We start from the raw sequence: 24,862 nt of genomic DNA on the forward strand, positions 1-24,862 counted from the left end.
GCCCGCCCGGGGAAGCGGCCGCCGGCGCGCGGCGCACGCGGCCGACTCCCCACGGGCGGACGCCGGTTCAGGGCGTGGTGACCGCGTTGCGCCACACGGTGAGGTCCACGCTGACGTACTGGCTCGGCGCGTCCTTGGACGCGAAGCCGAGCACGGTGACCAGGCCGTAGTGTCCCGATCCGGTCTTCACGCAGATCCGGGATCCCTTGCCGACCTTGTCCGCGGTGATGGAGGTGGTGTACCGGGTGTTGGCGCGGCAGCCGTCCAGCGAACCGGGCTCGCCCGCGTCGAGCAGAGCCAGGGTGTTCTTGCTCTGGTTGGTGGCGAGGGCGTCCCCGTTGACGATGTCCCGCGAGTAGCCGAAGTCCCCCTCGTAGTTCACGTCCAGCTGCTGGGGCCGCGGCGGTTCGTCGGCGAAGGTCACCGAATAGCCCTGGGGGATGCTGATGTTGTTGTACACGGCGGGCTTGGGCGCTGTCGGAGCCTTGCTCTTCCCGGTGCCGGCTCCGGTGCCCGCCCCCGCGCCGGACGCCGCGCCGCCCGACTGCGACGCGCTGCTCCTTGCGCCGTCCTTGGCGTCGTTGGACCCGCTGCCGGCGAGGTGCCCCACCATGTACGCGCCGCCGCCGACGAGCGCGGCGACCGCCACCCCCGCGACGATCAGCCCGGCACGGTTGCGCCTGCGGGGCGCCTGCGGCGGGAACCCGGCGCCGGTCCCGGGAACCGCGTAGTTCGGGTAGCCGTGTGGAGTCCCGGCCGCCGGAGCGAGCGGCTGGCCGGCGTTCTGCGGGTGGGCGTTCTGCGGGTAGGCGTAGCCGCCCACCGCGTGCGGGTGAACGGCCTGCGGCTGTACGGAGTTGGGGTACGCGGGCTGCGTCGGCGCGTGCGAGGGCGGCGGCGTGTGCGGGGCACTGTGCGTCGGCGGATGCACCGGGGGCGGCGTGTGCGCGGCCGCCTGCGTCGCGGGGTACGCCGCCGAGTTGGGCGGCGCCGCCTGCGTCGGCGGGTGCGCGGGCTGCGGCGGCGGGGTCGGGGCGGCGGCCTGGGTGAGGTCGGCCGCGTACGACGAGGGCAGCCAGCCGTCCGGGCGCCGCAGCGCCGGGTCCTGCGAGGCCTCGCCGCACATCTCGATGATCCGGGCGGTGGACGGCCGCCGTGCGGGGTCCTTGTTGAGGCAGCCCATGACGATCTCGCGCAACTCGTCCGGCAGCCGGGACAGATCGGGGTCCTCGTGCACGATCCGGTAGAGCACCGCGTGCGAGGCGCCGTCACCGAAGGCCGCGGCGCCCGTCGCGGCGAACACGGCGATCTGGCCGAGCGCGAAGACGTCGGTCGCCTCGGTGCAGCTCCTGCCGGCCGCCTGCTCGGGCGACATGAACGACGGGGTGCCGACGCTGACGCCCGTCCCGGTGAGCGCGGTGGCGTCGGCCGCACGCGCGATGCCGAAGTCGATGACGCGGGGGCCGTCGACGGCGAGCAGCACATTGGACGGCTTCAGATCGCGGTGCACGATGTCCGCGCGGTGGATGACCTGAAGCGCCTCGGCGATCCCGGCCACGAGCAGGAGCACGGTGCCCACGGGCATCGCTCCGTGGGCGGCGACGGCCGCGTGCAGGGAAGGGCCCTGCACGTAGGCCGTGGCCAGCCAGGGGCGCGGGCCGTCGGTGTCGCTGTCGATCACCGGTGCGGTGTAGAGGCCCTGGACGCGCTGCGCGGCGCGCACCTCCTGCTGGAACCGGCGGCGGAAGTCGGCGTCTTCGGCGAACTCGGGACGGATCACCTTGATCGCCACGGGCCGGCCGCCGGGCGTGTAGGAGAGGTACACCTTGCCCATGCCGCCGGCGCCGAGCCGGGCGCTGAGGAGGTATCCGGCCACGGAACGCGGGTCGTCGTCGGCCAGGGGCTGGAACACTCCCGGGTCCGTCGCCGAACCGTCCGGTCCGCCGGCACGCCCTGGTTCCCGCTGATGATCCGTCACAATTCTCCCCGCGTGTACCTTTACCCAACGCTTACGGCGCAGAGCCTATCGAAGGCGGGGATCGGCGCACTCCCTCGGCGCCGGCGCGGGCACGGCCACGGTGGAGCGGGGCGGCCCGGGTGTGACCGGCGGCCGGCATCGCGGTCGGGCGCTCGGGCGTTTCAGGCTCCCCGTGTGAGCAACTCGGCCAACTCTTCCGCGAATTGGGTGAACCGGTCGAGCCGGGGTCCGCGGCGGGCTGCACGGAAGCCGTGCCGGCGACCCCAGAGCGAAGCCTCCACGGCATGGAACTGGGACCAGCGCCGTACACGCTCCCGGTCGAGTTCCGCGGCCTCGGAGAACACGTCGAGGATGCGGTCGACGGCCCTGCCGAGGTGGTTCGCCTCCAGGAGGGCCGGCGCCCGCGACTTGAGAAGTGTGCCGCCGTCGTAGGCGGGGTCCCCCGCGTATCCCTTGGGGTCGACCGCCAGCCACGGCTCACGGTCCGCGCGCAAGATGTTGCGGGCATGAAGGTCACCGTGGATGAGGCTGTCCGGCTGGTCCCGGCCCAGTTCGGCGAGGGTCGCCACCGCGGCGTCCAGCGCCGCGCGCGACAAGGTGTGTGCCAGCTCCCCGGCGTCCTCGCGCAGCCGCTCCGTCCGGGCGGCCGCCCCTTCCCGCAGCCGGGGCAGGCCGGGCGGGGCGGGTACGGCGAGACGGCGGTTGAGCCGCCCGGCGACCGCCACCACCTCGTCGCCGTCCCCGACGTCCGCGAGGGTCCACGCCCGGACGCGTTCGAGCAGCATCGCGAACCGTTCGTCGCGGCGCTCCAACAGACGGACCGCCCCGCGCCCGCGCCACGCTGCGAACGCGTCCGGCTCGTGGACGTTGCCGGGGTGCGGGAACGACACCTTGAGGACGGCCCTCTCCCCCGCCCGGCGCCGCACGGGCACGACGACGCCGACACCGCCGTGCATGACCCGCCCGTCCGGCACACAGTCCCACCGACCGAGCAACTCCTCGACCACCCCGGGCAGTTCGGCGAGCCATTCGGCCCCGCGCCGCCCCTCACGCGCGACGGTGCCCCGCGCGAACTCCTCCGGCATCACGATCATCCGGGCACGATACGGGGCGCACGGCACGGAGCGCTCAGCTCTGGACCGCCGGCTTCAGGACCTCCTCGCACCAGGTGCGGAAGGTGGTCGGGCTCTCGGTGTGCGGGGTGCGCCGGACACCGGCGTCAAGGCCGTCGTCCTTCGCGCGCATCATGTCGACGTAGCCATCGACGAACGCGCTCCCGAGTCCGGCCGCGGTCAGGGCGGCGCCGAAGTCGTCCAGCGACTGCCGCGCGTAGCGGATCGGACGACCGAGCACGTCGGACATGATCCGTGCCATGTCGTCGGCCGAGAGGTCCTCGGGGCCGAGCACCGGGACCTCGCCGGTCCCCGCCCACGAGCGGTCCAGGAGCAGCCTCGCGGCGGCCGCCGCGATGTCGCGGGTCGCCGCGGCGGGCGCCGCGCGGCCGGCGGCCACGGTGTCGGTGAACACTCCCTCGTCGCGGATCGACGCCGCGTGCCGCAGCAGGTTGTCCATGAAGCCCGGGTTGGCGAGCGCCCGGTAGGCGACGCCCGTGCTCGCGATGAGGTCGTCCATGGCGAGCGACGCGGTGACCAGGCCGGCGCGGCCGGCGACGGGCGTGCCGCGGCCGAGCGCCGAGACGCCGACGACGTGCCCCACCGCGTGGGTGATGAACGCCTTCGCGGCGGCGCGGGTGAAACCGCTGTAGGCAGCGTCCAGGCTCGCGGCCCGGGGGTTCGGCGGGACCAGCCAGAAGACGGCGTCCGCGCCGGTGAACGCCGCCTCGACGACCTCGGCGTCGCCGTGCGAGCCGGTCACGACGTCGACGCTGTCCCGTACGGAATCAGGGAGCTTCGCGGGGTCGCGCACGATGACGCGCAGGTCTTCGCGGGGGCCGGGGACGCTTCCGGGGACGCCGTTGAGCAAGGTGTCCAGGACCTGGCTGCCTATCTGGCCCGTGGGGGCGGTGATGACGATCATGTGTCGAGTCTCGGGCGGCCCGCCCGCGGCGTCCAATGCCCTTCCCGACCCATTGATACCCTCACGGCATGGATCTGGACCTGCGCAAGCTCCGCTATTTCGTCGCGGTGGCCGAACACCGGAACTTCGGCCGGGCGGCGCAGGCGCTCTACATCACCCAGCCGGTCCTCAGTCGGCAGATCAAGGCGTTCGAGCAGGAATTGCAGTGCACGCTGCTCGTGCGGACCACCCGCAGCGTGGAGCTGACCGCCGCCGGGGAGCGCCTCCACGAGGAGGCGCGGACGATTCTCGCCGCCGTCAGCACCGCCGTGCGGCGCGTGCACGACGTCGAGCGCGGTGTCCAGCGCCTCGCGGTCGCCTTCTCCCCCGGACTCCGCGTCTCCGAAGCGGTCCGGGCGTTCACCTCGCGCCATCCGAATGTGGAGATCGACCTCGTCCCCGCTTTGTGGTGGGAACAGGACGCGCCGCTGCGGGACGGCCGGGCCCAAGTCGGTTATCTGCGGCGGCCGTTCGACGACTCCGGGCTGCGCACCCTGCCCATCGGCCGCGAGCCCAGAGTCGCCTGCATGCCAGCGGCGCATCCGCTGGCCGGCCGTGACGAGCTCACCTCCGCGGACCTGGACGGCGAGCGCATCATCGACACTCCTGTCCGGCGGACCGCGTCCCTGGAGGAGAAGTTCGAACGCATCGCCGCAGGATCCGACATCGCTCTGGTCCCCTTGAGCGTCGCGCGTTCCTACTCCCGCCCGGACCTCGTGCACGTTCCGGTGACGGACGCCCCCGGGATCGAGACGTGCCTGGCCGTCCTCGGGGGCGGGCGCGAGAGGCTCCTGCGCGACTTCCTGGCCGTGGCCGCGTCCACGCTGCGGGACGCCTGAGGACGCCTGAGGCCCATCCGCGAGCGGAGCCGAACCCGCTACGCCCCTCCCGCGGGTCCGCCGGTCCGCAGGCGTGTCGGGGTTCTGTCGGTGGCGGCCGCGGTGTGTCGGTGCCTTATCGGCGAGGGCTGACACCGTGGGCGAGTGCTCACCCACGGCGCTCGCCCTCGGGACCCGGTCTCAGGACCCGTGCTCAGGACCCGTTCTCAGGACCCGTCCTTGGCATCCATGCTCGGAACTCGTCCTTGGCGCCCGCCGCGGGCCGCACCCCCAAGCCCCCTCCGGCATCCGCCCCAGCGCAAGGAGCCCGTCATCGTGTCCTCCTCCTCTCAGATTCGGCCGTGGGACGTCCGGCGGCTGCCGTCGGCGGTGGGCAGGACGTTCCTGGTCACCGGCGGCAACGCCGGAATCGGCTACTTCGTCGCGGAACAACTCGCGGCCACGGGAGCCGTCGTCGTGCTCGGCAGCAGGGACCCGGCGAAGGCGGACGCCGCCGCGGACTCGATCCGCTCGCGCGTCATCGGAGCGGACGTACGGCATCTCCGGCTGGATCTCGCCGACCTGCCCTCCCTGGAGAGGTCCGTGGACCGGCTGGACATCGGTCATCTCGACGCGGTCGTCCACAACGCGGGGGTCGCGCTGGACGATCCGGCGCGCAGGGAGACCGAGGGTGGGCACGAGTTGATGTTCGCCACCAATCACCTCGGCCATTTCGCACTGACCCGGTGGCTCGCCCCGCTCCTGTCCGCGGCCCCGGCGGCCCGCGTCGTGACGGTGGGCAGCTTCGCGGCGCGGTCCGAACGCCTGGATCTCGACGATCTGCAGTCGACCCGGGACTACCGGCCCAAACGCACCTACGGCCGATCCAAGCTCGCGCAGATGTCGTTCGCCTTCGAACTCGACCGTCGCCTGCGTGCCGTCGGCAGTACGGTGCTCAGCGTGGTCGCCCACCCCGGCGGCGCCCTGGACTCGCTCACGCCCGCGCGCCCTCCGGTCCATGCGAGCACCCCCGGCGAGCGGCTGCGTGCCGCGCCCGCGGGACTCGTGCTGCAGGGCAAGGACGCCGGGGCCTGGCCCGTGGTGCGCGCCGTCCTGGACCCGCGGGTGCGGGGAGGGGATCTGTGGGGGCCGAGAGTCTTCGGCCTGCGAGGGTTTCCCCGGTCCGAGACCGCCCTCCCGCACATGACCGACCCTGCCGTGGCGGCCCGCCTCTGGTCCGCCGGCGCCGAGCTGGCCGGCACCCACGATCCGTACCTCGGGTTCGGCGGCTGAGGTCACCGGGGCTGCGGACATGCGCCGCGGTGATGCGGACGCGGGCCGTGGTGATGCGCACGCGCGCCGCGGCCGATGCATGGGACCGGGTCCCGCGGTGCGTGCCGTCCCACGTCAGAGGATGTGGGCCGCCATCGCTTCGGCGGGCAGTGAGGGGTTGGCGGCGGCCGCCTCGGCCACCTGCCAGTCGTCGTCGGCCAGGAGCCGCGTGATGACCGACGGCGCTAGGGCCGGGTGCCCTGCGGCCATGCGCCGGGCCCGTTCGTCCGAGAGACAGACGAACAGCGCGGCGGGCGTCGCGTGCCGGTGCCGCGCGATCGCGTGGAGCGCCTTGCGTGCCGGAGGTTCCTGCCGGGCCAGTTCGTCCAGGAGTGCGGGTGTGGCGTCCGGGTTGGCCGCCACCTGGGCGGTGACGCGGGCTCCGTGCAGGCCGAGCATGGCGCGCAGCTGCGCCTCGCGCAGGCCGGGGTGCGATGCGACGGCAGCGACCACCGCGGCGTCGGGGTCGGTCGCGAGGGCGTCGCGGATTTCGGCCGGCAGGTCGCGGCGCCTGGCCACCAGCAACCTGACGGCGGGGATTGGGGATCGGGCAAGGCGCGCCGTCTCCGCGGGAGTCGCCGCGGCGATCCGCGGCAGCGGGGCGGCGCCCTTCTTCATGGTCCCGGCGACATCGCTCAGTACGTCGAGCGGTAGGGACGGATTGCGGGCCAGGGAGCGGCGTACGTCGATGTCCCGGGCGTCGGCCAGCGTGCGGAGCACCTGCTCGCCGACGGCGGCGTTCTCCGCGAGGTCCGCGCGGACACCGGGGACGGGATCGGCGGCGAGCCGCTCGTACACCGCGGCCGGCAGCCCCGGGCGTCGGGCCACGGACCAACGGAGCAGCGCCGATTCGTGGCCGGCGAAGCGGGCGGCCGCGTCGGCGGGTGTGGCGGGATTGTCCAGCGCCGCCCGGCGGAGGGCCTGCACGGCCGACCCGTGGGAGCCGTCGCACCGGGCCCCGGGCGGCAGGGCGCAGGCGAGCCGCGGGCATGCGCGCTCGTGGACGAACGGGATCGCCTCGCGCTCGCAGACCTCGCACCACCGTGCGGGCGGCAGACCCTCGCCGGTGAGGAGCGCCGCCAGCAGGTCCGGGGGCGTGACCTCGTTGGCCGCCGCGGCGCGACGCACCGCGGTGTGCGGGTGCCGGACCAGCCCCGCCACGACATCCGGCACGTCGCTCCACAGGGCGAGTTCCGCGACGACCTGTACGTCGGGGTCCACGGCGAGCGTCCTGACCACGTCGGACGGAAGACCGGGGCAGGCCGCAAGTCGCGCGCGGCGCGCGGCAGATGGATCGGCCACGAGCCGGCGCGCCCACCGCTGATCCCCAACCCCCTCGTCCAGCAGGGCGAGAGCCAAGTCCGGGTGGGACACGGGGTCGACGTGCTCGGCGCCCGGACGTCCGGCGCGCGCGAGCTGGACGGCGCAGTCCTCCCCGTGCGAGGCCAGGGCGAGCGCCTGCGCCTGGGTGAGATCCGCGCGCGCGGCCAGGGCCGAGGCCACGTCGCCGTCCGCGACGGCCGTCAGTCGGTCGACGAGGTGGGACGGCAGAGCGGGATTGGCGGCGAGGCCGCACAGCACGTGGTTCATGCCTGCCATCGTGCAGGGGCTTTTTCCGGACAGCACGCCCTTTTGCTGGGAGCCTTGTCCCAGGCGACCGCGCCACCGCTTCGATCGGATCACGGGACCGACGACAGGGCTCGCGGTCGTCGGCGTCCGGGTCGCGCCCGGACGGGGTCGCCGCGTCCGCGATGGCTCAATGCCGCTCCTTCTCACGGCACTTGACCAAGGGCGTGGGTCCCGCCGGCGCGGTGCGCGGCGCGGATCGTAGCCATCTCTGGCATGTCCCACTGGAAAATGCCAGAAGTTCCTCCTTCTCGCGACACGGGGCGTAACTTCTCCGTCACTGCGGCAGTGGAGTCGTGCCGCGGCGACCTGTCGTCACGTGACCAAGGAGGGGATCTTCGCGTGCCCGGAATCGACGAGTGCCTGCTGGAGACGATGCGGCTGCCCGGCGCGCTCGGGGCAGCTCTCGTCGACTGGACCAGCGGGCTCGCTCTCGGCACCATCGGCGATTCGCCGGGCGGTGACCACGAGGCGGCCGCCGCGGAGGCCGCCGAGTTCGCCAGGAGCGCCGTCGAGCACCCCGTCTTCGCGCCCGGCTCAGGGGAGGCGGCCGATGAGCTTCTGGAGGACGTGCTCGTCACCGCGCAGGGCGGCTACCATCTGCTGCGCTTCGTACGGACCGCCTACGACAGCAGCGTCTTCCTGTACCTGTGGCTCGACCGCGAGCTGGGCAATCTGGCGCTCGCCCGCCTGCGCCTGCGCGATCTGGCCGAGCGATTGGTACTGGCGTGAGCCCGACGGCGTCCACCACGGACGAGCGCCAACTCTCGCCGATGCTGAGCCGGTTGGTGGCCGAGCGGGCGACCGGGGCGCTGCTGCGCGACACCGGCACGCTCTATCTCGTCGACGGCCAGGTGGTGCACGCCGAGAGTCCGTCCGCCCCCGGCATCGACGTCCTGCTCACGGTGAGCGGCAGGCTGCGCCCCGAGGGCTGGCAGTGGGCCGTCGACCAGGCGGGGGCGCGCGGCGCGGTGGGCCGGTTCCTGGTCGACAGCGGCCAGGTCACCGACGGCGAGCTCGAACTGTGCCATCTGGGTGCGCTGTTCGACGCGGCGTTCTTCACGCTCTCTCCCGGAAGCGGTCCCACGCGCTTTCGGTACGGAGTGGCGCACTGGATCGGCCCGGTGCGGCCGGTGCCGGCCTGCTCGGTGGCCCGAGAGGCCGCCAGGCGCCGGGAGTTGCTCTCCCGGCTGTGGCCGCATCCGGAGGTCGACACGGCTCCTGTGGTTCCCTCGCCGGGCCTGGGCGGGGCGCCGGTCACCGCGCGCCGGCGCGCGCTGCTCGCCCTGGCCGACGGGGTGCGCACCCCGCAGGACATCGCGCGGCTTCTCGGCCGCCCGGCGTTCCACACGTTGGTCGACGTCCGCCGCCTCGCGGCGTGCGGCGCGATCGAGACTCCGCTCGCGGCGGTGCCGCAGCAGGGCATGCCGGCCCCGGTGGCACTGGCGTCGGCGCAAGCGGAGTCCATCGCGGACGTGGCCCTGCTGCGCAGGCTGCGTGACGGCCTCGAGGCCACGCTGTGATCCGCGTCCGCAGGCAGCGCGCCGAAAGGAGACAGATGATGGCGGCAGAGGCGGAGGTCCTCGCCGAACTGCGCAGACTCCGGGTCCGGTTGCCTCAGCTCAGCGGGGCGATGGCGGCCAGTGTCGACGGTCTGGTGCTGGCCCAGGACTCCACGAGCGAGGCCGAGCCGCTCGCCGCACTGACCGCCGCCGCGCTCGGCGTCGCCCAGCGGCTCACCGACACGGCGGGCCAAGGCGCCTTCCGTGAACTCCTGTTACGGGGCGACGACGGCTATGTGGCCACCTACGCGGCGGGCTCGTCCGCCGTGCTCACCCTCCTCGCCCAGCCCCGCATCAACGTGGGACGGCTGCATCTCGAAGCCCGCCGCGCGGGCGCCCGGATCGGCGACCTGGTCGACGGCAGCCTCGGCCGACTGGAGACCCCATGACTCCCACCCGTCCCCGGGCCGACCGGCCGGGGAACACATCGGACGGAAAACAGCGGAAAGGAAGCACGAATCCCATGGCCAATACGGAAGCCGCGCTCAAGGAATCGATGTCCCTCATCGAGGGGACCATCGGTGTGGCCCTCGTCGACTACAGCAGTGGCATGGCCCTCGGCACCCTGGGTGGCGGCAAGGACCTCGACCTGGCGGTGGCCGCCGCCGGGAACACCGACGTGGTGCGCGCGAAGGTGCGCACCATGGAACTGCTGGGCCTGAAGGACGAGATCGAGGACATCCTGATCACCCTGGGCTCCCAGTACCACCTGATCCGGCTCCTGACCGGACGCAACCACAACGGGCTCTTCCTCTACCTGGCCCTCGACAAGAGCCGGGCCAACCTCGCCATGGCCCGGCACCAGCTCAAGAAGATCGAGGCCGAACTGGAGGTGTGAACCGCGCCGCCGTGCCAGTGCCCTGTGCGGCGCCGTCCTCCTCGGGAGGTGGCGCCCCGCAGGGCGCGGGCGTTTTCAGGCGGACGGCGAGGTCAGCCCGTCGAGCGTGAGCGTGAGCAGCCGTTCGGCCTGGTCGCGCTGGTCCGGAGCGGCCGATGTGAGGGCGATCCCGGCGAGGGCCGCGAACACGTCGGACGGGCGAATGTCCGAGCGGAGGGCTCCGGCGGCGACTCCGGCCTCCATGAGTGCGGTGATCGCCGCCTGGATCAGCGCCCGGCTATGGCCGTAGGGGTCGCTTCCCGAGGCGACGACGGCCCGCAGCGCTTCGGCCATGCCGAGTTTGGCGGTGGCGTAGTCGATGAAGCGGCCCATCCAGGCGCGCAGCGCCTCGCGCGGCGGCATCGAGGCCAGGAGGCCGGGCACGGCGTCGCACAGGCGGGACACCTCGTTGCGGTAGGCCGCCTCGATCAGGGTCTCCCGGGTCGGGAAGTTGCGGTAGAGCGTGCCCGTGCCCACGCCCGCCTCCTTCGCGATGCGCTCGTAGTGCGCGTCCAGCCCCTCCTCGGTGAACACCCGCACCGCGGCCGCGAGGATCTTGTCCCTGTTGCGCTGCGCGTCCGCCCTCAACGGGCGCCCCGTCTCCTGTGCCATCGACGGCTCACTCCCTCGTCCCTTGCTAAGTGGAGGCGCCTCCACTTAATGTGGAGTCAACCGGCGGCGCCTCCGGTTTCACCGTAGAGCATGCGCCGCACCCACTCTTCCCCGGGAGAATCCACCATGTCGCACATCGAGGGCAAGGTCGTCGCGATCACGGGCGCCAGCAGCGGGATCGGCGAGGCCACGGCCCTCCTGCTCGCCGAGCGCGGCGCCAAAGTGGTGCTCGGCGCACGCCGACCCGACCGCCTCGAGGCGCTGACCGCCCGCATCGTGAAGGCCGGCGGCCACGCCGCGTACGCACCCACGGACGTCAAGCGCCGCGAGGATCTCCACGGCCTGGTCGACCTGGCCTGCGACCGGTACGGCAGGCTGGACGTCCTGGTCAGCAATGCCGGCGTCGGCCTGATCTCCCCCATGGACGAGCTGCGCGTCGAGGACTGGGAGGAGATGATCGACGTCAATCTCAAGGGCGTCCTGTACGGGATCGCCGCGGCGCTGCCCGTGTTCCGCAGGCAGGGATTCGGACACTTCGTCAACACCGTCTCCACCGCCGGGCTGCGCATCGTGCCGCGCCAGTCGGTGTACGCCGCGACGAAGAACGCCGTCCGTACGCTCTCGGAGGGCCTGCGCCAGGAGGCCGGCGGCAATCTGCGCGTGACGGTCGTCTCGCCGGGCATGACGCGCACGGAGTTCGCGGACTCGATGACACCGGAGATGAGGAGCGAAGTCCTCGACACCATGGAGAAGATCGCGATCGCGCCCGAGGCCATCGCCCGCGCCATCGCCTTCGCCGTCGAACAGCCGGCGACCGTCGACGTGGGCGACATCGTCGTACGGCCCACGGCGCAGAGCTAGGACGCGCTTCGCCCGCCCAGGCATCCGGCTCGGACCGCGTCAGCGAAGCCGGCTGGCTGGCTGGCTGGCTGCGGATGCCCCTTTGCTCGTCACCGCAGAGCTGACCACCCCTCAGCATCCGTCAACTCACCCTGGCTGCACGGGACTTGGCGCTGCCTGCGCGTCGAGCGCGCGGCGCGTGGCAGGGTCCGCGGGGTGCCGCACGATGAGGTGCAGGCCGGGCTCCTCGGCCGCGGTCAGCTTGGCCTGACGGAACGTCAGCAGCCCGAGCCGCGGGTGGTCGAAGCGTTTGAGTGCCGGCGTGAAGCCCGCCACGTCGTGCCGTTCCCAGCGCGCGCGGAACTCCGGATCGACGCCGGCGACATCGTCGACGATCTCGTCGAATCGCGGATCGCCCGGGTGCCGGTCGGCGGAGGCCCGGAACTGCGCGAGCACCGCCCACGACTCGGTCTCCCAGTTCTTCAGGACCGTGCGCATCGGCCGCCATCCGTAGAACAGCCAGATCATGTTGCGGCGCTCGACGGGCAGTTGGTCGAGTCCGCCGTAGATGGCCGCCTCGGCCTCGTTGTGCGCGAGGACGTCCCAGTGCCGGTCGAGGAGGCAGGCCGGATGGGGGGCCAGTGCGGCGACGGTGGCGCGCAGATGGTCGCCGACGGCCGGGCAGCCGTCGGCGGCCGCGTGCGGATCGATGTCGCTCTCGCCGGCGAGGTCGAAGACGTGACGCCGCTCGGCCCGGGTCAGGCGCAGGGTGGTGGCGAGCGCATCGAGCACCTGGCGCGACGCCGCGATGGGCCGCCCCTGCTCCAGCCACGAGTACCAGGAGACGCTCACGCCGGACAGCAACGCGACTTCCTCGCGGCGCAGTCCGGGTGTTCTGCGCCGGACACCACCGGTCAGGCCGACGTCGCCCGGAGTCAGGCGCTCACGCCGCGAGCGCAGGAAGGCGCCGAGCGCGGCACGGCGTCGTGATGTGTGATCGTCCATGGTGAACGGCAGCCTATTACCCCCACTCCCAGGATGATCCGTGAGTGCCGGGTGGCCGGACCGGCCCCCGGCGGGCCCCACGATCGGATCATGACTACGCGTACTCCAGCGGCGGCACCGGCCGTACGCCCCGACACCCGCGCCCCCCTACCACTCGCCCTGGCCGCCTTCACCGCCAACTTCGACCGGTTCGCCCTCGCCCCGATCCTGGTGACCGTCGCCGCCGCCCTGCGTGTCCCCCTCACCACCACGGTGGCGCTCGCCGGCGGATACGCCCTCGCCTACGGCCTGTCGCAGCCGTTCTGGGGGATCCTCTCCGACCGGGTAGGCAGGCTTCGCGTGATCCGTTTCGCCCTGTGCGTCGCCGCGTTCGCCGGCCTGGCCTCGACGGCTGCGCCCGATCTCGCGACGCTCGCCGCGCTGCGCGTCCTCGCCGGTTTCGCCTTCGGCGCGGTGGTGCCCTCGTCGCTGAGTTTCGTCGGCGACACGGTGAGCCCCGAGCGACGTCAGGGCGCGCTCGCCGACCTGATGGCGGCGCTCGGTCTCGGCAGCGGCCTTGCGGCGCTGTTCGCCGGAGGGGTCGCGACCTGGCTGAGCTGGCGCCTGGTGTTCGCCGTTCCGGCCGTCGCGGCCCTCGCCGCCGCGGCCGCACTGCGCGGCACCACCGAACCGGAACGCGTTCGCGTCGGCAGCGTGGCCGTTCAGATCGTCACCGTCCTGCGGGCCCGCTTCGCCTACGTCGTCGCCGCGCTCGGCGTGGTCGAGGGCGCCGCCCTGCTCGGCGGCCTGACCTTCGTGGCCCCGGCCCTGCACCACCGCGGTCTGTCCGACGCCGCGGCCGGCTCGATCACCGCGCTGTACGGCGCGGGAACGCTCGTCTTCACGCGTGCCGTGAAGGCACTGGCGCCACGGATCACGCCGCAGGCTCCTGCGGCGATCGGAGGTGGGTTCGTGCTCGCGGGGTATGCGACGGCGGCCGTGGCACCCGGCGTGTGGAGCTACGCCCTCCTGGCCACGCTGCTGGGAGCGGGCTGGGCGTTCCTGCACTCGACGCTCCAGGCGTGGGCGACGTCGGTGGTGCCCGAAGCACGCGGTACCGCGGTGTCGTTCTACGTCGCCGCGCTGTTCGTCGGCAGCGCGCTCGGCACCGCGCTGGGCGGCGGGGCTGCCGCCGAGGGGCGGTTCGGGGTCGTGTTCGGCGTGGCCGCCGCCGTGACCGTTGCGCTGACCGTCGCCGTCGTCGTCGGCCGGAGGCGGTTCACCGTCCGCGGGTAAGTCCCCACGACGGCCCGTTCCCATCCCCCGGCAGTCGGTCCACGACCAGGAAAGGCACACCATATCCATGAGCACGAATCCCCCGCCCCGCACACGGACCCCGCTCACCCACTACACGCTCGCCGAACTGCGCCGCCGCACGAGCGTCAAGTGGACCGAGTTCCCGCCCGACGTCCTGCCGATGCGCATCGCCGAGATGGACACGCCGCTCGCCGAGCCGATCGGGGCCGCACTGATCCGCGCGGTGTCCGACGGCGACACGGGCTACGCCTCTCCCGGGCGCCTGCCCGCGTCGTTCGCCGCCTTCGCCGGCCGCCGATACGGCTGGCACCCCGATCCGCCGGCCATGCGGCTGGTCCCCGACGTCATGACCGGCATCGTCGAGACCCTCCGCCTGACCACCGAACCAGGCGACACGATCGTGGTGAACACCCCCGGCTATCCGCCCTATTACTCGCGGCTCGAAGGGCTCGGACTGCGGCTCGTGACCAGTCCGCCGGCCCCGGGACCACACGGGTACGCGCTGGACCTCGACAGCCTTGAGCGCCACTTCGCCGCGGGCGCCAAGGTGTACCTGCTGTGCAATCCGCACAACCCGACCGGGACGGTGTTCGCGCGCGACGAGCTGATGGCCGTGGCCGGCCTGGCCGAACGGCACGGCGTGCGGGTCGTCTCCGACGAGATCCTCGCGCCCCTCGTACATCCGGGACCCCGGCGCCACATCCCCTTCCCGTCGCTCGACCACCCGGCGGCGGCCCGTTCGGTCGCCCTCGTGTCGGCCTCCAAGGCGTGGAACCTCGCCGGGCTCAAAGCGGCGCTGGCGGTGCCGGGGCCCGAGGCCCGCGCGGTCGTCGCCGCGCTCGACGGTGAACTCGACGAGGGATCAGGGCTGTTCGGGGTCCTGGCCGGCGAGGCGGCATTCACCGAGGGCGAGGGGTGGCTCGACGAACTGCTCCGTGCGCTGGACGGAAACCGGAAGCTGCTCGCGGCCGAGCTCGCCCGCACGCTCCCCCGCGTCGTCTGCCGTCCCCCGGCCGCGGGCTTCACGGCGTGGCTCGACGTCCGTCCGCTCGGCCTGCCCGGAGACCCGGCCGAGCGGTTTCTGCGTGCGGCCAGGGTCGGAGTGTCGTCGGGGGCACGGTTCAGTCCCCTCCAACGGCCCGGGGAGCCCGGTTCGGGGCACGGTTTCGTCCGGCTCAATTTCGGGACGCGGCCGGACGTGGTCGTCGAGGCGGTGCGGCGCATGGCCAGGGCCGCGCAACTTCCGCGCCAGGACTCGTAGTTGAGTGTCAGCGAGCAGCGGACCGCGACCGGCTCGCGGCGGCGCGCGGCCCGCTGCCAGTTCTTCCACGACATCGGCGTGCACTGAGCCGCCTCGCCCGGCCGGGCGACGAGCGGGCCGGGCGGAGCCGTGCGGTGCCGCCCCGGATGAGCTGCTGGCAGCAGCCGGTAGCCTGTTCGGATGTCTTCCGAATCAGGGGGCGCCTCGGTGCGTGGTGAGCATGTACGCGAGGCCGTCGCCCACTGCGTTCGAACCGTTTCCGGCGTCCCGGCCGCCCGATGGCGCGTCCCCGCCGGTGATCTGGAGTGGACGTGCTGGGAGACCCTTGAGCACCTCGCGGACGATCTCCTGACCTACGCCCTGCGTTTCGGGCTCGCGCACCCCATGGGCGTGGACCGTGTCCCCCTGCGGATGTCGAGCGATCGCCCCGGCGGCCCGGCCAACGTCGTCTTCGGTGACCGCGCGGCGGGACCCGAGGGGCTGCTCACCGTGGTCGAGGCGTGCGGCGGGCTGCTCGCCGCCGCTGTGGACGGCGCCCCTGCGACCGTTTTGGCGCCGCACGTCTTCGGCGCCTCCGACCCCGAGGGCTTCGCGGCCATGGGGGTGACCGAAACCCTCGTCCACACCTACGACATCGCGCGGGGCGTCCAGCGCGACGGGGCCCCTCCGGAGGAGCTGAGCCGACGGGTACTGGCCCGGCTGTTCCCGGACGTCGCCATCACCGACACCGCTTCCTCCGCCCTGCTGTGGGCCACCGGACGCGTGGAGAGCCCCGAGCGCCCGCGCCGCACGGACTGGCGCTGGCACGGGGCGCCGCTCGCGCCGTGAGCGACGGCGCGAGCGGCGCCCCCGACGGCCTGGGCACCGTCGGGGGCAGCCGGGGCGCGTGGCCCGCACCCTCACGGCGTCATTTCTGACCTACCGTCAAATGGCCATCGCTTCCTGGATCCAGCGGTTCACGCGGTAGGGCAGCCACCACGCGAGGTCGCCGACCTGAAGCACCAGGCGCTCCTCCAGGAAGTCGGCCAGGACCGCGGCCGGCACCGATGCCGCGGGGGCGCCATAGGTCAGGGCCGCGATGACCTGCTGGTACTCGGGCTCCTCCGCGGTGAAGCGGCGCAGCTCGCCCCAGCGACGGTCGCGGATCTGGACGAAGCCGGGGCCCTGCCTCCACAGGCACTTGCAGAGGTAGTGGCCCTCGCGCCAGCGCCGCAGGTCGCCGGCCGCGTCGCCGGGGCCGTGCAGGCTGCCCGGCGGCTGGAGGTGGCTCAGCGCCCGCCAGGTGTCGTCGGGCGCCTCTGGGTCAAGGCGCAGATTCCACTCCACGAGGACGGCCCGCGCCGTGAGGTCCCGCACCAGGCTCAGGGTGCGGACGGCGCGGACGGCCGCGCCCGGAGCGGTGAGATCCGTGAGGTCGACGGGCTCGCGCAGCTGGACGCGTCGGGCGCCGGACTCCCACAGCCGGTCGCTCTCCTCGCCCGCGGGGCCGGTCAGTTCGATGGCACCGAGGAACATGCCCGGCAGGGCGCACGCTTCGGGGTCGTAGTCGCGCCAGGCGGAGACCGTGAGGGCATCGGTGGCGGTGGTGAGGGCGGTGCTCATCGGGCTGATCCTCCTGCTCTCGTGCCGGACACGCCGGGGTCAGACACTGACGGGCTCGGGCCGGGCGGGCTGTTGCGCGGCGTCGAGCGCGGCCTGCGCGTGGCGCATGAAGTCCAGGCGCAGCAGATCCTCGTTGACGGCGGAGGGTGCGATGTGGACGTACTGGCCGCCGTCGGTGAAGACGAGGCCCAACGCGACCCAGGCGTCGAGCAGTTGCTGCACCTCGTGCTCCTCGCGTGCGGCGCCCTTGGCGCGGGCCGCCGCCTTGCGGGTGAGCGCGGCCGTCGCGTGGGGCTGGTCGAGGAGGCGGAAGACGGCCAGTTCGAACGGGTCGGTCAGTTCCATCGCCCGCCAGGAGAACGCGCGCCGCCGGCTGACGAGGACGATGCGGTCGCCGAGGTCGGTGTGGGTGAGCCGGGCGTCGGCGTGGTGCTTCTTCCAGGCGTCGAGCGCGTTGTTGAGGGCGCCGACGGTGGGCTCGCTGATGCCGCGTTGCGGCGCTTCGAAGACGTACGCCAGGTCGTAGAGCTCGGACTCGGGCAGGTCGTAGGTGAAGCGGTAGTGCTCTTCGGGGCGCAGCCCGTCGAAGCCGAGTTCGGGCCGGTTGAAGTACGGGCTGAAGCGCTCGATGGCGATCCGCGCCGACAGGTCGACCGGCGGGTCGAGGTGTTCGAGCGCGGGTATCTGCGCGATGACGGGGTCGTAGTCCTCGGCGGTCTCGCCGGGGAAGCCGTGCAGGTAGTTCCAGGCGACGGAGAGGCCGGTCTCGGCTCCGTCGCGGAGCATCCGCACGTTCTGGCAGCCGCTGACGCCCTTGTCCATCAGGTCGAGCACCCGGTTGTTGAGGCTCTCGATGCCGGGCTGTACGTAGATGAGTCCGGCTTGGGCGAGGGTGCGCAGTTGGCTGCGGCGCATGTTGGCCTTGATCTCGATGTGCATCCTGAGGTCGTAGCCGCTCTCCATGATGCGGGGCAGCACGGTGGTGAGGTAGCCCATGTCGAGGATGTTGTCGACGAGGTACATGTCGAGCACCCGGTGCTTGCGGGCCAGTTCCATGATCTCTTCGTAGAACGTGTCGGGGCTCTTGGAACGGAACTGCATGAACGATCCGTTGAGACCGCAGAACGTGCAGTGGTGCTTCTCGCCCCACCAGCAGCCGCGCGCTCCCTCGACCACGAGCTTGGGCTCGGCCCAGTTGCGGGCCACGGAGGCGGCGAGGCGCTCGAAGTAGCCGCTGTAGTCGGGGGCGAGGATGGTGGCGGGCGGCAGGGGGCTGGTCGCCATCGGGTTGACGATGCTCTTGCCCTCGGCGTCGCGGTGGCACAGGCCCGGCACGGTGGCCAGTTCGTCCCCGCCGGCCCCTTCGGCGATGGCGGTGAGGAGCTGCGGGAAGGCGGCCTCGCCCTCGCCGCGGATGACATGGTCCACGAACGGAAAGTTGCGGTGGACGGCCTCACCCTGTTCGCCGTCGCAGTTGGCGCCACCCATCACGGTCACGATGTGCGGGGCAAGACGTTTGACGTGCTTGGCGGCCGCGAGTGCGGCGGTGTTCTGCTGGAAGGTGGAGGTGAAGCCGACGACGTCGGGCGCGTAGTCGACGATCCGCCGGGCGATCATCTCCACGAACTCCGGTACCTGGCGATGGAGTTCCCGCGACATGCGCAACCGGGACTTGCGCAGTTTGCCCTTCATCGCGGCCGCGAACTCCTCGTCGCGCCACGTGGGATCGTCGTAGAGCGCCGAGGAGAACACCCAGTCGCCACAGCCCATGAAGTAGGAGGAGAGCGAGTAGTACTCGTAGTCCTCGGCGGTGAATTCGGTGCGCTCGGTGATCCAGTCGGTGAATTCGAGATTGGCGTGCAGGACCTCGGCGCGGGCGCCGGGCACACGTTCGTCCACGCTGCGTTTGAGGATCCCCAGGGCGAGCGAGGGCAGGTCGATCGGCGACCAGGGCATATTGACCAGCAGGACACGCATGTCGGCTCCTCGGTGGGTGCGGAGACGTGACGGGACGGGGGCCAAGGGGCCGGATGCCAGGAGGCGCGGCTGTGCCGGTCCGGCGGTGCACCGCCGGACCGGCCGCGAGGATCAGTCCTCGTCGCCGTCCTCGGCGTTGCGGAACGGAACCGTGACGGTTATGCCGATGCCCGGCTTGCGGTTTTCCTCGTCACCCGCGAGCGGGTCATTGTGGATGATGTCCTTCTGCATGGCAGGAACTCCTCTCTGTGTGGGTGGTGCCTTGTCCGGCGGGCGCCGGCAAGCGCACCCGTCCGGTGTCCCCGGCCCGGTCGGAGCGGGGAGTCTGGGGGGCGGCGGCGCGGGGCCGCCGGCGCAGTTCGCGGTCGAGGAAGACCACGGCGCGGCGCAGGACGGCCACGTGGTCGCCGGCCTCGTAGCCGTCGTGGCCGGTGTCCAGCCACATCGACTCGTGCCGTACGCCCGCGTGGTGCAAGGCGGTGAGGTAGGCGCGCACCTGGCCGGGCGGGCATTTGACGTCCCGGCTCGCGGCGACGACCAGGAGGGGGGCCCGGACCGCGGCGGCGTAGTGGAGGGGCGAGCTCCGCTCGTACCGTTCGGGCACCTCGTCGGGGGTGCCGCCGAACAGCCGCTCGTCCAGGGCACGCAGGGCGGGGGTGGTGGTGCGGTGCGCGGCCGCGCAGTCGGCGACGGGTTTGACGGCCACACCCGCCTGCCACAGCGCGGGCTGCGTGCCGAGGGCGAGGAGCACCAGGTAGCCGCCCCAGGAGGTGCCCCACAGGCCGGTCGCGTCGGCGCGGACGACGCCGCGGTCGACGAGGTCGGCGCGGACCGCGGCGAGGTCGGCCACCTGGGTGAGGCCGACGCCCTCGCCGAAGGAGCGCCGCCAGCGCGGCCCGTAGCCGGTGGAACCGCGGTAGTTGACGCGGACGACGGCGAAGCCCGAGGCGACGAGGGAGTGCACCACCCCGTCGTAGGCGTCCCGGTCGTGGTCGGCGGGCCCGCCGTGCACGAGGAACACCGCGGGCACCGGGTGGCGGTGCCCGTCGGGCAGGCTGAGCAGCGAGTGCACCGGGCCGTCGGGGCCCGGCGTCCACAGGTCGCGGTGCTCGCCCGGCACCCTTGCGCCGACGCCGTGGGCGGGGGGCAGCGCGGTGCCCGCGGTGGAGATCATGCGGGGCGGGGTCGCCGTGTCCGTCCAGAGGTAGTGCACGTCGTCCCCGGTGCGGGGGGCGGCGTCCAGCAGGGTCCCGCGCGGCGTCGGTACGGGTTCGACGGTGCGCTCCGCCAGGTGGACACGGTGCAGGGTGCTGCGACCGTACCGGTCCTGACGGACCAGGACCGACCGTCCTTCGGGGTGCCAGCGTGCGGTGATCTCGGTGTCGAAGGCGCACCAGGAATGAGTGACGGTCCCGCCGTCGGGGCTCCAACTCGCCAGTTCGTAGCGGTTGTTGGTCTCACGGACGAGGAGGAGCTCGATGCGGTCGGCGACCGGCGCGAAGCCCAGGGCCCACAGGCGGCCGTCCGGGCCGTCGCCGGCGAGGACCGCGTGCGGGGTGCCGTCGGCGGCGAGCACGGTCACGGCCCGCGCCGAGCCGGCCGCGGCGCTGACCGCGAGGAGGCTCCCGTCACGGGTGATCCCGGACAAGGTGGCGTGGCCGTCCACGCGCGTCACTTCACGGGCCGTCGCGCCGCGCCGGCCGAAGTGCACGGTGGTCGACCGGGCGTCGCCCAGGCCCATGGCCACGTGCGCGTCGTCGCTGACGGCGAGACCGCGCGATTCCCCTTCGGGTACGCCCAGAAGGCCGGGCAGGTCGGGGCCGCCCGCGAACGGCTGGAACCGCCACCGTCCGCTGCCGTCGTCGTCCTCGTCGAACCACCACACATGGCCGTCGTGGTCGATCGCGCCGTGCAGCGTGCCGTGCGGGCGGTCGGTGACCCGGCGGGCGCGCAGTGCGGCCGCGTCCCAGGTGAACACCTCGCACCGGCCCTCGGCGTCGGCGGTGAACACCATCCGGGTGGGGTCCTCGGCACACACCTCGGGGAGTGCGGCCCGGTAGACCTGGTAGCGGCCTGTCATGCCGTCACCCCCGTCAGCCTGGCCCGCACCACGGTCGTCCACCAGGCCAGCGCGGCCAGGACGCCCGCGCAGACCACGGCGGGCGCGGCCGTCCCTGCGCGGGTCACGACGACGCCGGCCACCACGGGCGCCAGCGCGGCCGACCCGCCGACGGCGCTCGCGAGGACCGCGCCCGTACGGGCCTGCAGACCCGGCGGGGTCTCCTGCAGGACGCGGGACTGGAGCACGACACCGACCAGCGGCATGAGCAGGCAGAACACCCCGAACAGCGCGCCGTACGACCAGGGCCCCTCGGCGGTCGCGAGCCCAGCGGCGAGGGGGACGAGCAACCAGGTCACCGTGATCAGCAGGCGTGCGGCGCCGATCCGGCCCGCGAGGCGCGGCGCGGCCAGTGACCCGGCGAGCCCGGCGGCCCCCGACAGCGCCAGGACCAGGCCCATCGGCCAGCCGCCGTGGCCGCTCTTCTGGAGGGTGAAGACGGCGCCGTAGTAGAGGGCGACGATCACCCCGTTCACGGTGGCGGTCCAGGTGACGACGAGTCGGAGCACGGGTGACGTACGGACCAGGGCGAACCCGGCGCCCAGCTCTCCACCGATGCGGTGCAGGCGGCCGGGCCGGCGGGAACGGGCAGTCGCGGGAAGGGAATTGGGCTCGGGCTCGGCGGGGGCCAGTGCGGCGGCCGCGGCGTCGGGAGCGGCCGGTGCGGCGTCGGGAGAGTCCGGCCGCGATGCTGGAGCGGCCGGTACGGGTGCGGGCGCGTGCGATCCGGGTGCGGTGACTGACAGATCGTCAGGGAGCGCTCCGGCGGGGGCCTGTTCGGTCGCCCGCGCGGCGCTGTGGGTGCGCGGCCGCAGGTCCGATCCCAGTGCCCGTACGCATCCCGCGGCGACGGCGTAGGTCACGGCGTCCGCGACGAAGGGCAGCGCACGGGCGACCTGGTAGAGCGCGCCGCCCAGCGCGGGGCCCAGGATCAGCGCGCACTGGTCGCCCGCCGAGAGGCCGGCGACCACGCTAGGGCGGTCGGCGGGCGGGGCGATCATGGCTACGGTGCCGGCGGCGGCGGCTTCGTACACGGCGGTCGAGAAGCGTTCCACCAGGACCGCGCCGAGCAGGAGGGTGAGCGGCGGGCCGCTCGTCGCGGCGGCCGCCGCGACGCCGGCCATGGCGAGCGCCGAGACCGTCGCGGACCAGAACATCACCGGTTTGCGCGCGCCGCGGTCGGCCGGAACCGCCGCGAGGGGTGCGAGGAGCAGCCCGGCCGCGGTGGACACCCCCGCGACGAGCCCCACCAGCGCCGCCGAGTGGCCGAGACCGAGGAGCAGCAGCGGCAGCACGACTCCGGACGCCTGGGTGCCGAGCGCGTCGGAGGCGTTCGCCCACCAGAACAGGCGGACGTCACGTGCCGGGGTGCGGCGCGCCGCACTCCGAGCGGTGGCGGTGCCGGGGCTCATCAGTGCCCCGCCAGCGCCGCAGATGCCCCCGGGAACTCGGGGGACTCCGTTGCACGCACAGCCACCCCACAGTTGGTCGGGTTGCGAAGAAAATGTGCAGGAATCGAAACGAGCGGGAGCCTAACCAGGCGTCAGCCGGAGCCACAAGAGTTCTGTCCCCGAGGCCGGAATCGAACTCCGTAAGGGCCCGGCAAAGAAACCGATTGCTCCGGCCGGAGCGCACCCCCGCGCGACGGATCGTCCGTGCCGGTGGAAGCGGGGAGGAGGCGGCGCCGTGCCACTACGGCGGAGGCCTCCCTGAGATCCCGCTCCTCCGCTTCGCTCGGGCGAACTCCCGTGCCCCACACACCAGTTCGCGCACGCCACCTGGCATATGCACATTTCCGCCGGTGAAGCGCCCCCGTCCCTCCCCCGCTCGGCCGGGGCGGGAACCACGGGTCCCCGCGCCGCGTCGCGCGCGGACCCGGGGCGCTTTCCGGCACCCCGGACCGGCCCTTCCCCAGAAGGGTTCCGTCCGCCGCGCTCATTGGCTGAAAACGGATGGGCCCCGGTCGCGTCATCGACCGGGGCCCATCCTGTCGCGGCGACCGGGACGGCTGGAAACGCCGCCCCGGTGCCGCGCGGAGGGTGCTACGGCGCCATCTCGTAGGCCCCCGCCAGCGCCTCGACGCGCTGCCACACGCGAGCCGAGCGTGCCTCGTCGACCACGGGACGCCGGACCGCTCCCAGCGCCCACTTCTGCTGTTCGCCGGTGGCGGAGTCCTTGCCGTGCAGCTCGACGGCGTGCGCGGAGAAGTCGCGTACGAGGACGGCGAAGAGCTCGTCGAGCACGTCCTGCTCAAGGCCGGTCAAGTGCGCCTGCTCCAGGATCAGTTGACCGTGCACCACCAGCGCGAACAGCTGGCCGACGGCGAGGAGCAGGTCGAGGTCGCGGCTCTGCTCCTCGTCGGGCGCCGCGGTGGTGACGAACGTGCACAGCGCGTCCGCCTGCTCACGGAAGCGGGCGACGTTGGGCACCTCCGCGAAGGCGTCGAAGGCGGTGCGCCAGTCGTGGAAACGGATCGCCCCCAGACCACGGGCGGGCCCCTGCCGGAAGAGGAACGCGTCGTCGGCCGCGTCGAGCCGGCTCGGCACGGGTGCGTACGCGACCGGGTCGAGCAGGTGGTTGCCCATGAACTTCAGGATGAGTGCCAGGTTGACGTGGACGGTGCCCTCCAGCTTGGGCAGGCCGCGGATCTCGACGGCCGCCTGCGCGAAGTAGTTGTCCTTCTCGAAGCCCTTGGCGGCGATCACGTCCCACATGAGGTCGATGACCTTCTCGCCCTCCGTGGTCACCTTCATCTTCGTCATCGGGTTGAAGAGGAGGTAACGGCGGTCGTCGGGGCCCGCGGAGCGGAAGTAGTCCACGGCGCGGTCGCTGAACAGCTTCATCCCGACGAGGCGCACATACGCGTCCGTCAACTCGCGTCGCACGTGCGGGAAGGCGGTGACGGGGCGGCCGTAGAGGACACGGTGGTGGGCGTGGGTGACGGCCTCGTACATGGCGTGTTCGCAGATGCCGATCGAGGCGGTGCAGAGGTTGAACTTGCCGACGTTGACGGTGTTGAGGGCGGCGTCGAAGGCGGCACGGCCGGTGTGCAGGATGTCGCCGGCGCCGACCGGGTAGTCCACGAGGCGGAACTCGCTGACGTACTTCGAGGAGTCCACGACGTTCTTCACCAGGTGGTACGCCTCGTGGCGGCTGTCGGCGGCGAAGAAGACGTAGCCGTCGGGGCCCTCGATGTCGGTGCGGCGGCCGAAGACGGAGACGAGTCCGGCGGCGTTGCCGTTGCCGATGTAGTACTTGGAGCCGCTGGCCCGGAAGCCGCCGTCGCCGTCGGGTTCGAGCAGCATGTCGGTGGAGTAGATGTCGGCGCCGTGCGTCTTCTCGGAAAGCCCGAACGCGAACACCTCGCCCTGGCCGAGGAGTTCGGCCGCGCGGGCGCGGGCATCGGCGTTGTCGCTCTGCCAGACCGGCCCGAGCCCCAGGATGGTGACCTGCCAGGCGTACCAGTAGTCGAGCCCGTAGAAGCCGAAGATCTCGTTGAGCGCGGCGATGCGGGCGGTGTCCCAGCGCTTGTCGACCTGCCCCTCACCGGCCACGGACGCCGGGGTGAGGAAGGTGGCGAACAGCCCTTCCTCGGCCGAGAACGCGAGGAAGTCCGCGAGCCAGGCGCGCGTGCGGTAGTCCTCGATCAGCCTGCGCTTGCCGCGCCCCTCGAACCAGTCGATGGTCGCGCGCAGCAGCCTGCGGGTCTCGGGGTCGAAGTGCGTCGGGTCATAGGTGCGCGGGTTGAACAGCAGCGGGTCGGCCACGGTCATCTGCCTTTCGGGACAAGGGGGTTGGGGGGAGGTTGGGGAGCGGTGGGAATGCTGAGCGGAGATGAGTGGAGAGGCGCCAAGGGGTGCGGTTGAGGCACGGGCGGTGCG

21 protein-coding genes are annotated in these 24,862 nt (G+C 72.9%); 10 read left to right on the forward strand and 11 right to left on the reverse strand.

Features of this window, described 5'->3' with window-relative positions; genetic code table 11:
* Positions 1-67 precede the first annotated feature (67 nt).
* The 3 genes from OG432_RS01285 to OG432_RS01295 form a co-directional block, all read right to left on the reverse strand.
* A complete protein-coding gene (locus tag OG432_RS01285) occupies positions 68-1,912 on the reverse strand; it encodes a serine/threonine-protein kinase (RefSeq protein ID WP_328306803.1) in 1,845 nt (614 codons plus the stop codon).
* Between the two features lie 227 nt (positions 1,913-2,139).
* The gene (locus tag OG432_RS01290) at positions 2,140-3,072 is read right to left on the reverse strand and encodes an aminoglycoside phosphotransferase family protein (RefSeq protein WP_328306805.1); all 933 of its coding nucleotides are present in this window, start codon (positions 3,070-3,072) and stop codon (positions 2,140-2,142) included.
* Between the two features lie 34 nt (positions 3,073-3,106).
* Positions 3,107-4,015 (reverse strand): NAD(P)H-binding protein, encoded by a 909-nt coding sequence (locus OG432_RS01295; protein ID WP_328306806.1) that lies wholly within the window; start codon positions 4,013-4,015, stop codon positions 3,107-3,109.
* A gap of 68 nt (positions 4,016-4,083) precedes the next feature.
* Between OG432_RS01295 and OG432_RS01300 the strand changes: the two genes are divergently transcribed.
* Positions 4,084-4,893: a LysR family transcriptional regulator gene (locus OG432_RS01300; RefSeq protein WP_328306808.1), complete on the forward strand. Its 810-nt coding sequence runs from the start codon at positions 4,084-4,086 to the stop codon at positions 4,891-4,893.
* 315 nt (positions 4,894-5,208) lie between these two features.
* Entirely contained in the window at positions 5,209-6,165 is a 957-nt protein-coding gene (locus OG432_RS01305) for an SDR family NAD(P)-dependent oxidoreductase (RefSeq protein ID WP_328306810.1), read from the forward strand.
* 114 nt (positions 6,166-6,279) lie between these two features.
* Here the strand turns inward: OG432_RS01305 and OG432_RS01310 are convergent, their stop codons facing one another.
* Positions 6,280-7,794: a hypothetical protein gene (locus tag OG432_RS01310; RefSeq protein ID WP_328306812.1), complete on the reverse strand. Its 1,515-nt coding sequence runs from the start codon at positions 7,792-7,794 to the stop codon at positions 6,280-6,282.
* A 378-nt stretch (positions 7,795-8,172) separates the two neighbouring features.
* On the opposite strand from OG432_RS01310, the gene OG432_RS01315 reads away from it, so the two are divergent.
* From OG432_RS01315 to OG432_RS01330, 4 genes are all read left to right on the forward strand, one after another.
* Positions 8,173-8,562, forward strand: a complete 390-nt coding sequence (locus OG432_RS01315) for a hypothetical protein (protein WP_328306814.1) — start codon at positions 8,173-8,175, stop codon at positions 8,560-8,562.
* Positions 8,563-8,603: 41 nt separating this feature from the next.
* Entirely contained in the window at positions 8,604-9,353 is a 750-nt protein-coding gene (locus tag OG432_RS01320; protein ID WP_328314957.1) for a transcriptional regulator, read from the forward strand.
* A gap of 38 nt (positions 9,354-9,391) precedes the next feature.
* On the forward strand, positions 9,392-9,781 hold the full coding sequence (locus OG432_RS01325) for a roadblock/LC7 domain-containing protein (protein ID WP_328314958.1): 390 nt from the start codon (positions 9,392-9,394) through the stop codon (positions 9,779-9,781).
* Positions 9,782-9,855: 74 nt separating this feature from the next.
* Positions 9,856-10,230, forward strand: coding sequence for a hypothetical protein (locus OG432_RS01330; protein ID WP_328306816.1), 375 nt, complete (start codon positions 9,856-9,858; stop codon positions 10,228-10,230).
* A gap of 75 nt (positions 10,231-10,305) precedes the next feature.
* On the opposite strand, the gene OG432_RS01335 is transcribed toward OG432_RS01330, so the two are convergent.
* The gene (locus tag OG432_RS01335; protein ID WP_328306818.1) at positions 10,306-10,881 is read right to left on the reverse strand and encodes a TetR/AcrR family transcriptional regulator; all 576 of its coding nucleotides are present in this window, start codon (positions 10,879-10,881) and stop codon (positions 10,306-10,308) included.
* A 126-nt stretch (positions 10,882-11,007) separates the two neighbouring features.
* Here OG432_RS01335 and OG432_RS01340 point away from each other — a divergent pair, with 126 nt between their 5' ends.
* Positions 11,008-11,742 (forward strand): SDR family oxidoreductase, encoded by a 735-nt coding sequence (locus tag OG432_RS01340; protein ID WP_328306820.1) that lies wholly within the window; start codon positions 11,008-11,010, stop codon positions 11,740-11,742.
* A 126-nt stretch (positions 11,743-11,868) separates the two neighbouring features.
* Here OG432_RS01340 and OG432_RS01345 read toward each other — a convergent pair whose 3' ends face one another.
* Positions 11,869-12,726, reverse strand: a complete 858-nt coding sequence (locus OG432_RS01345; protein WP_328306822.1) for a helix-turn-helix transcriptional regulator — start codon at positions 12,724-12,726, stop codon at positions 11,869-11,871.
* A gap of 90 nt (positions 12,727-12,816) precedes the next feature.
* Here OG432_RS01345 and OG432_RS01350 point away from each other — a divergent pair, with 90 nt between their 5' ends.
* The 3 genes from OG432_RS01350 to OG432_RS01360 all read left to right on the forward strand — a co-directional run bounded on the left by OG432_RS01350 (position 12,817) and on the right by OG432_RS01360 (position 16,111).
* The gene (locus tag OG432_RS01350) at positions 12,817-14,001 is read left to right on the forward strand and encodes an MFS transporter (RefSeq protein WP_328306824.1); all 1,185 of its coding nucleotides are present in this window, start codon (positions 12,817-12,819) and stop codon (positions 13,999-14,001) included.
* Positions 14,002-14,068: 67 nt separating this feature from the next.
* Positions 14,069-15,283, forward strand: a complete 1,215-nt coding sequence (locus tag OG432_RS01355; protein WP_328306826.1) for a MalY/PatB family protein — start codon at positions 14,069-14,071, stop codon at positions 15,281-15,283.
* Between the two features lie 180 nt (positions 15,284-15,463).
* Positions 15,464-16,111, forward strand: coding sequence for a maleylpyruvate isomerase N-terminal domain-containing protein (locus tag OG432_RS01360; protein ID WP_328306828.1), 648 nt, complete (start codon positions 15,464-15,466; stop codon positions 16,109-16,111).
* Between the two features lie 96 nt (positions 16,112-16,207).
* Here OG432_RS01360 and OG432_RS01365 read toward each other — a convergent pair whose 3' ends face one another.
* The 5 genes from OG432_RS01365 to OG432_RS01385 form a co-directional block, all read right to left on the reverse strand.
* Positions 16,208-16,885: a DUF5825 family protein gene (locus OG432_RS01365; protein ID WP_328306831.1), complete on the reverse strand. Its 678-nt coding sequence runs from the start codon at positions 16,883-16,885 to the stop codon at positions 16,208-16,210.
* Positions 16,886-16,924: 39 nt separating this feature from the next.
* Positions 16,925-18,862: a RiPP maturation radical SAM C-methyltransferase gene (locus OG432_RS01370; protein ID WP_328306833.1), complete on the reverse strand. Its 1,938-nt coding sequence runs from the start codon at positions 18,860-18,862 to the stop codon at positions 16,925-16,927.
* A 205-nt stretch (positions 18,863-19,067) separates the two neighbouring features.
* On the reverse strand, positions 19,068-20,942 hold the full coding sequence (locus OG432_RS01375) for a S9 family peptidase (protein WP_328306835.1): 1,875 nt from the start codon (positions 20,940-20,942) through the stop codon (positions 19,068-19,070).
* Positions 20,939-22,393: an MFS transporter gene (locus tag OG432_RS01380; RefSeq protein ID WP_328306837.1), complete on the reverse strand. Its 1,455-nt coding sequence runs from the start codon at positions 22,391-22,393 to the stop codon at positions 20,939-20,941. The genes OG432_RS01375 and OG432_RS01380 overlap by 4 nt, the downstream gene beginning before the upstream one ends.
* 630 nt (positions 22,394-23,023) lie before the next feature.
* Positions 23,024-24,748 carry an acyl-CoA dehydrogenase family protein gene (locus tag OG432_RS01385; protein WP_328314959.1) on the reverse strand — a complete coding sequence of 575 codons (1,725 nt, stop codon included), beginning with the start codon at positions 24,746-24,748 and terminating at the stop codon, positions 23,024-23,026.
* Positions 24,749-24,862: the final 114 nt, after the last annotated feature.

Source organism: Streptomyces sp. NBC_00442 (genome assembly GCF_036014195.1).
Lineage (GTDB): Bacteria > Actinomycetota > Actinomycetes > Streptomycetales > Streptomycetaceae > Streptomyces.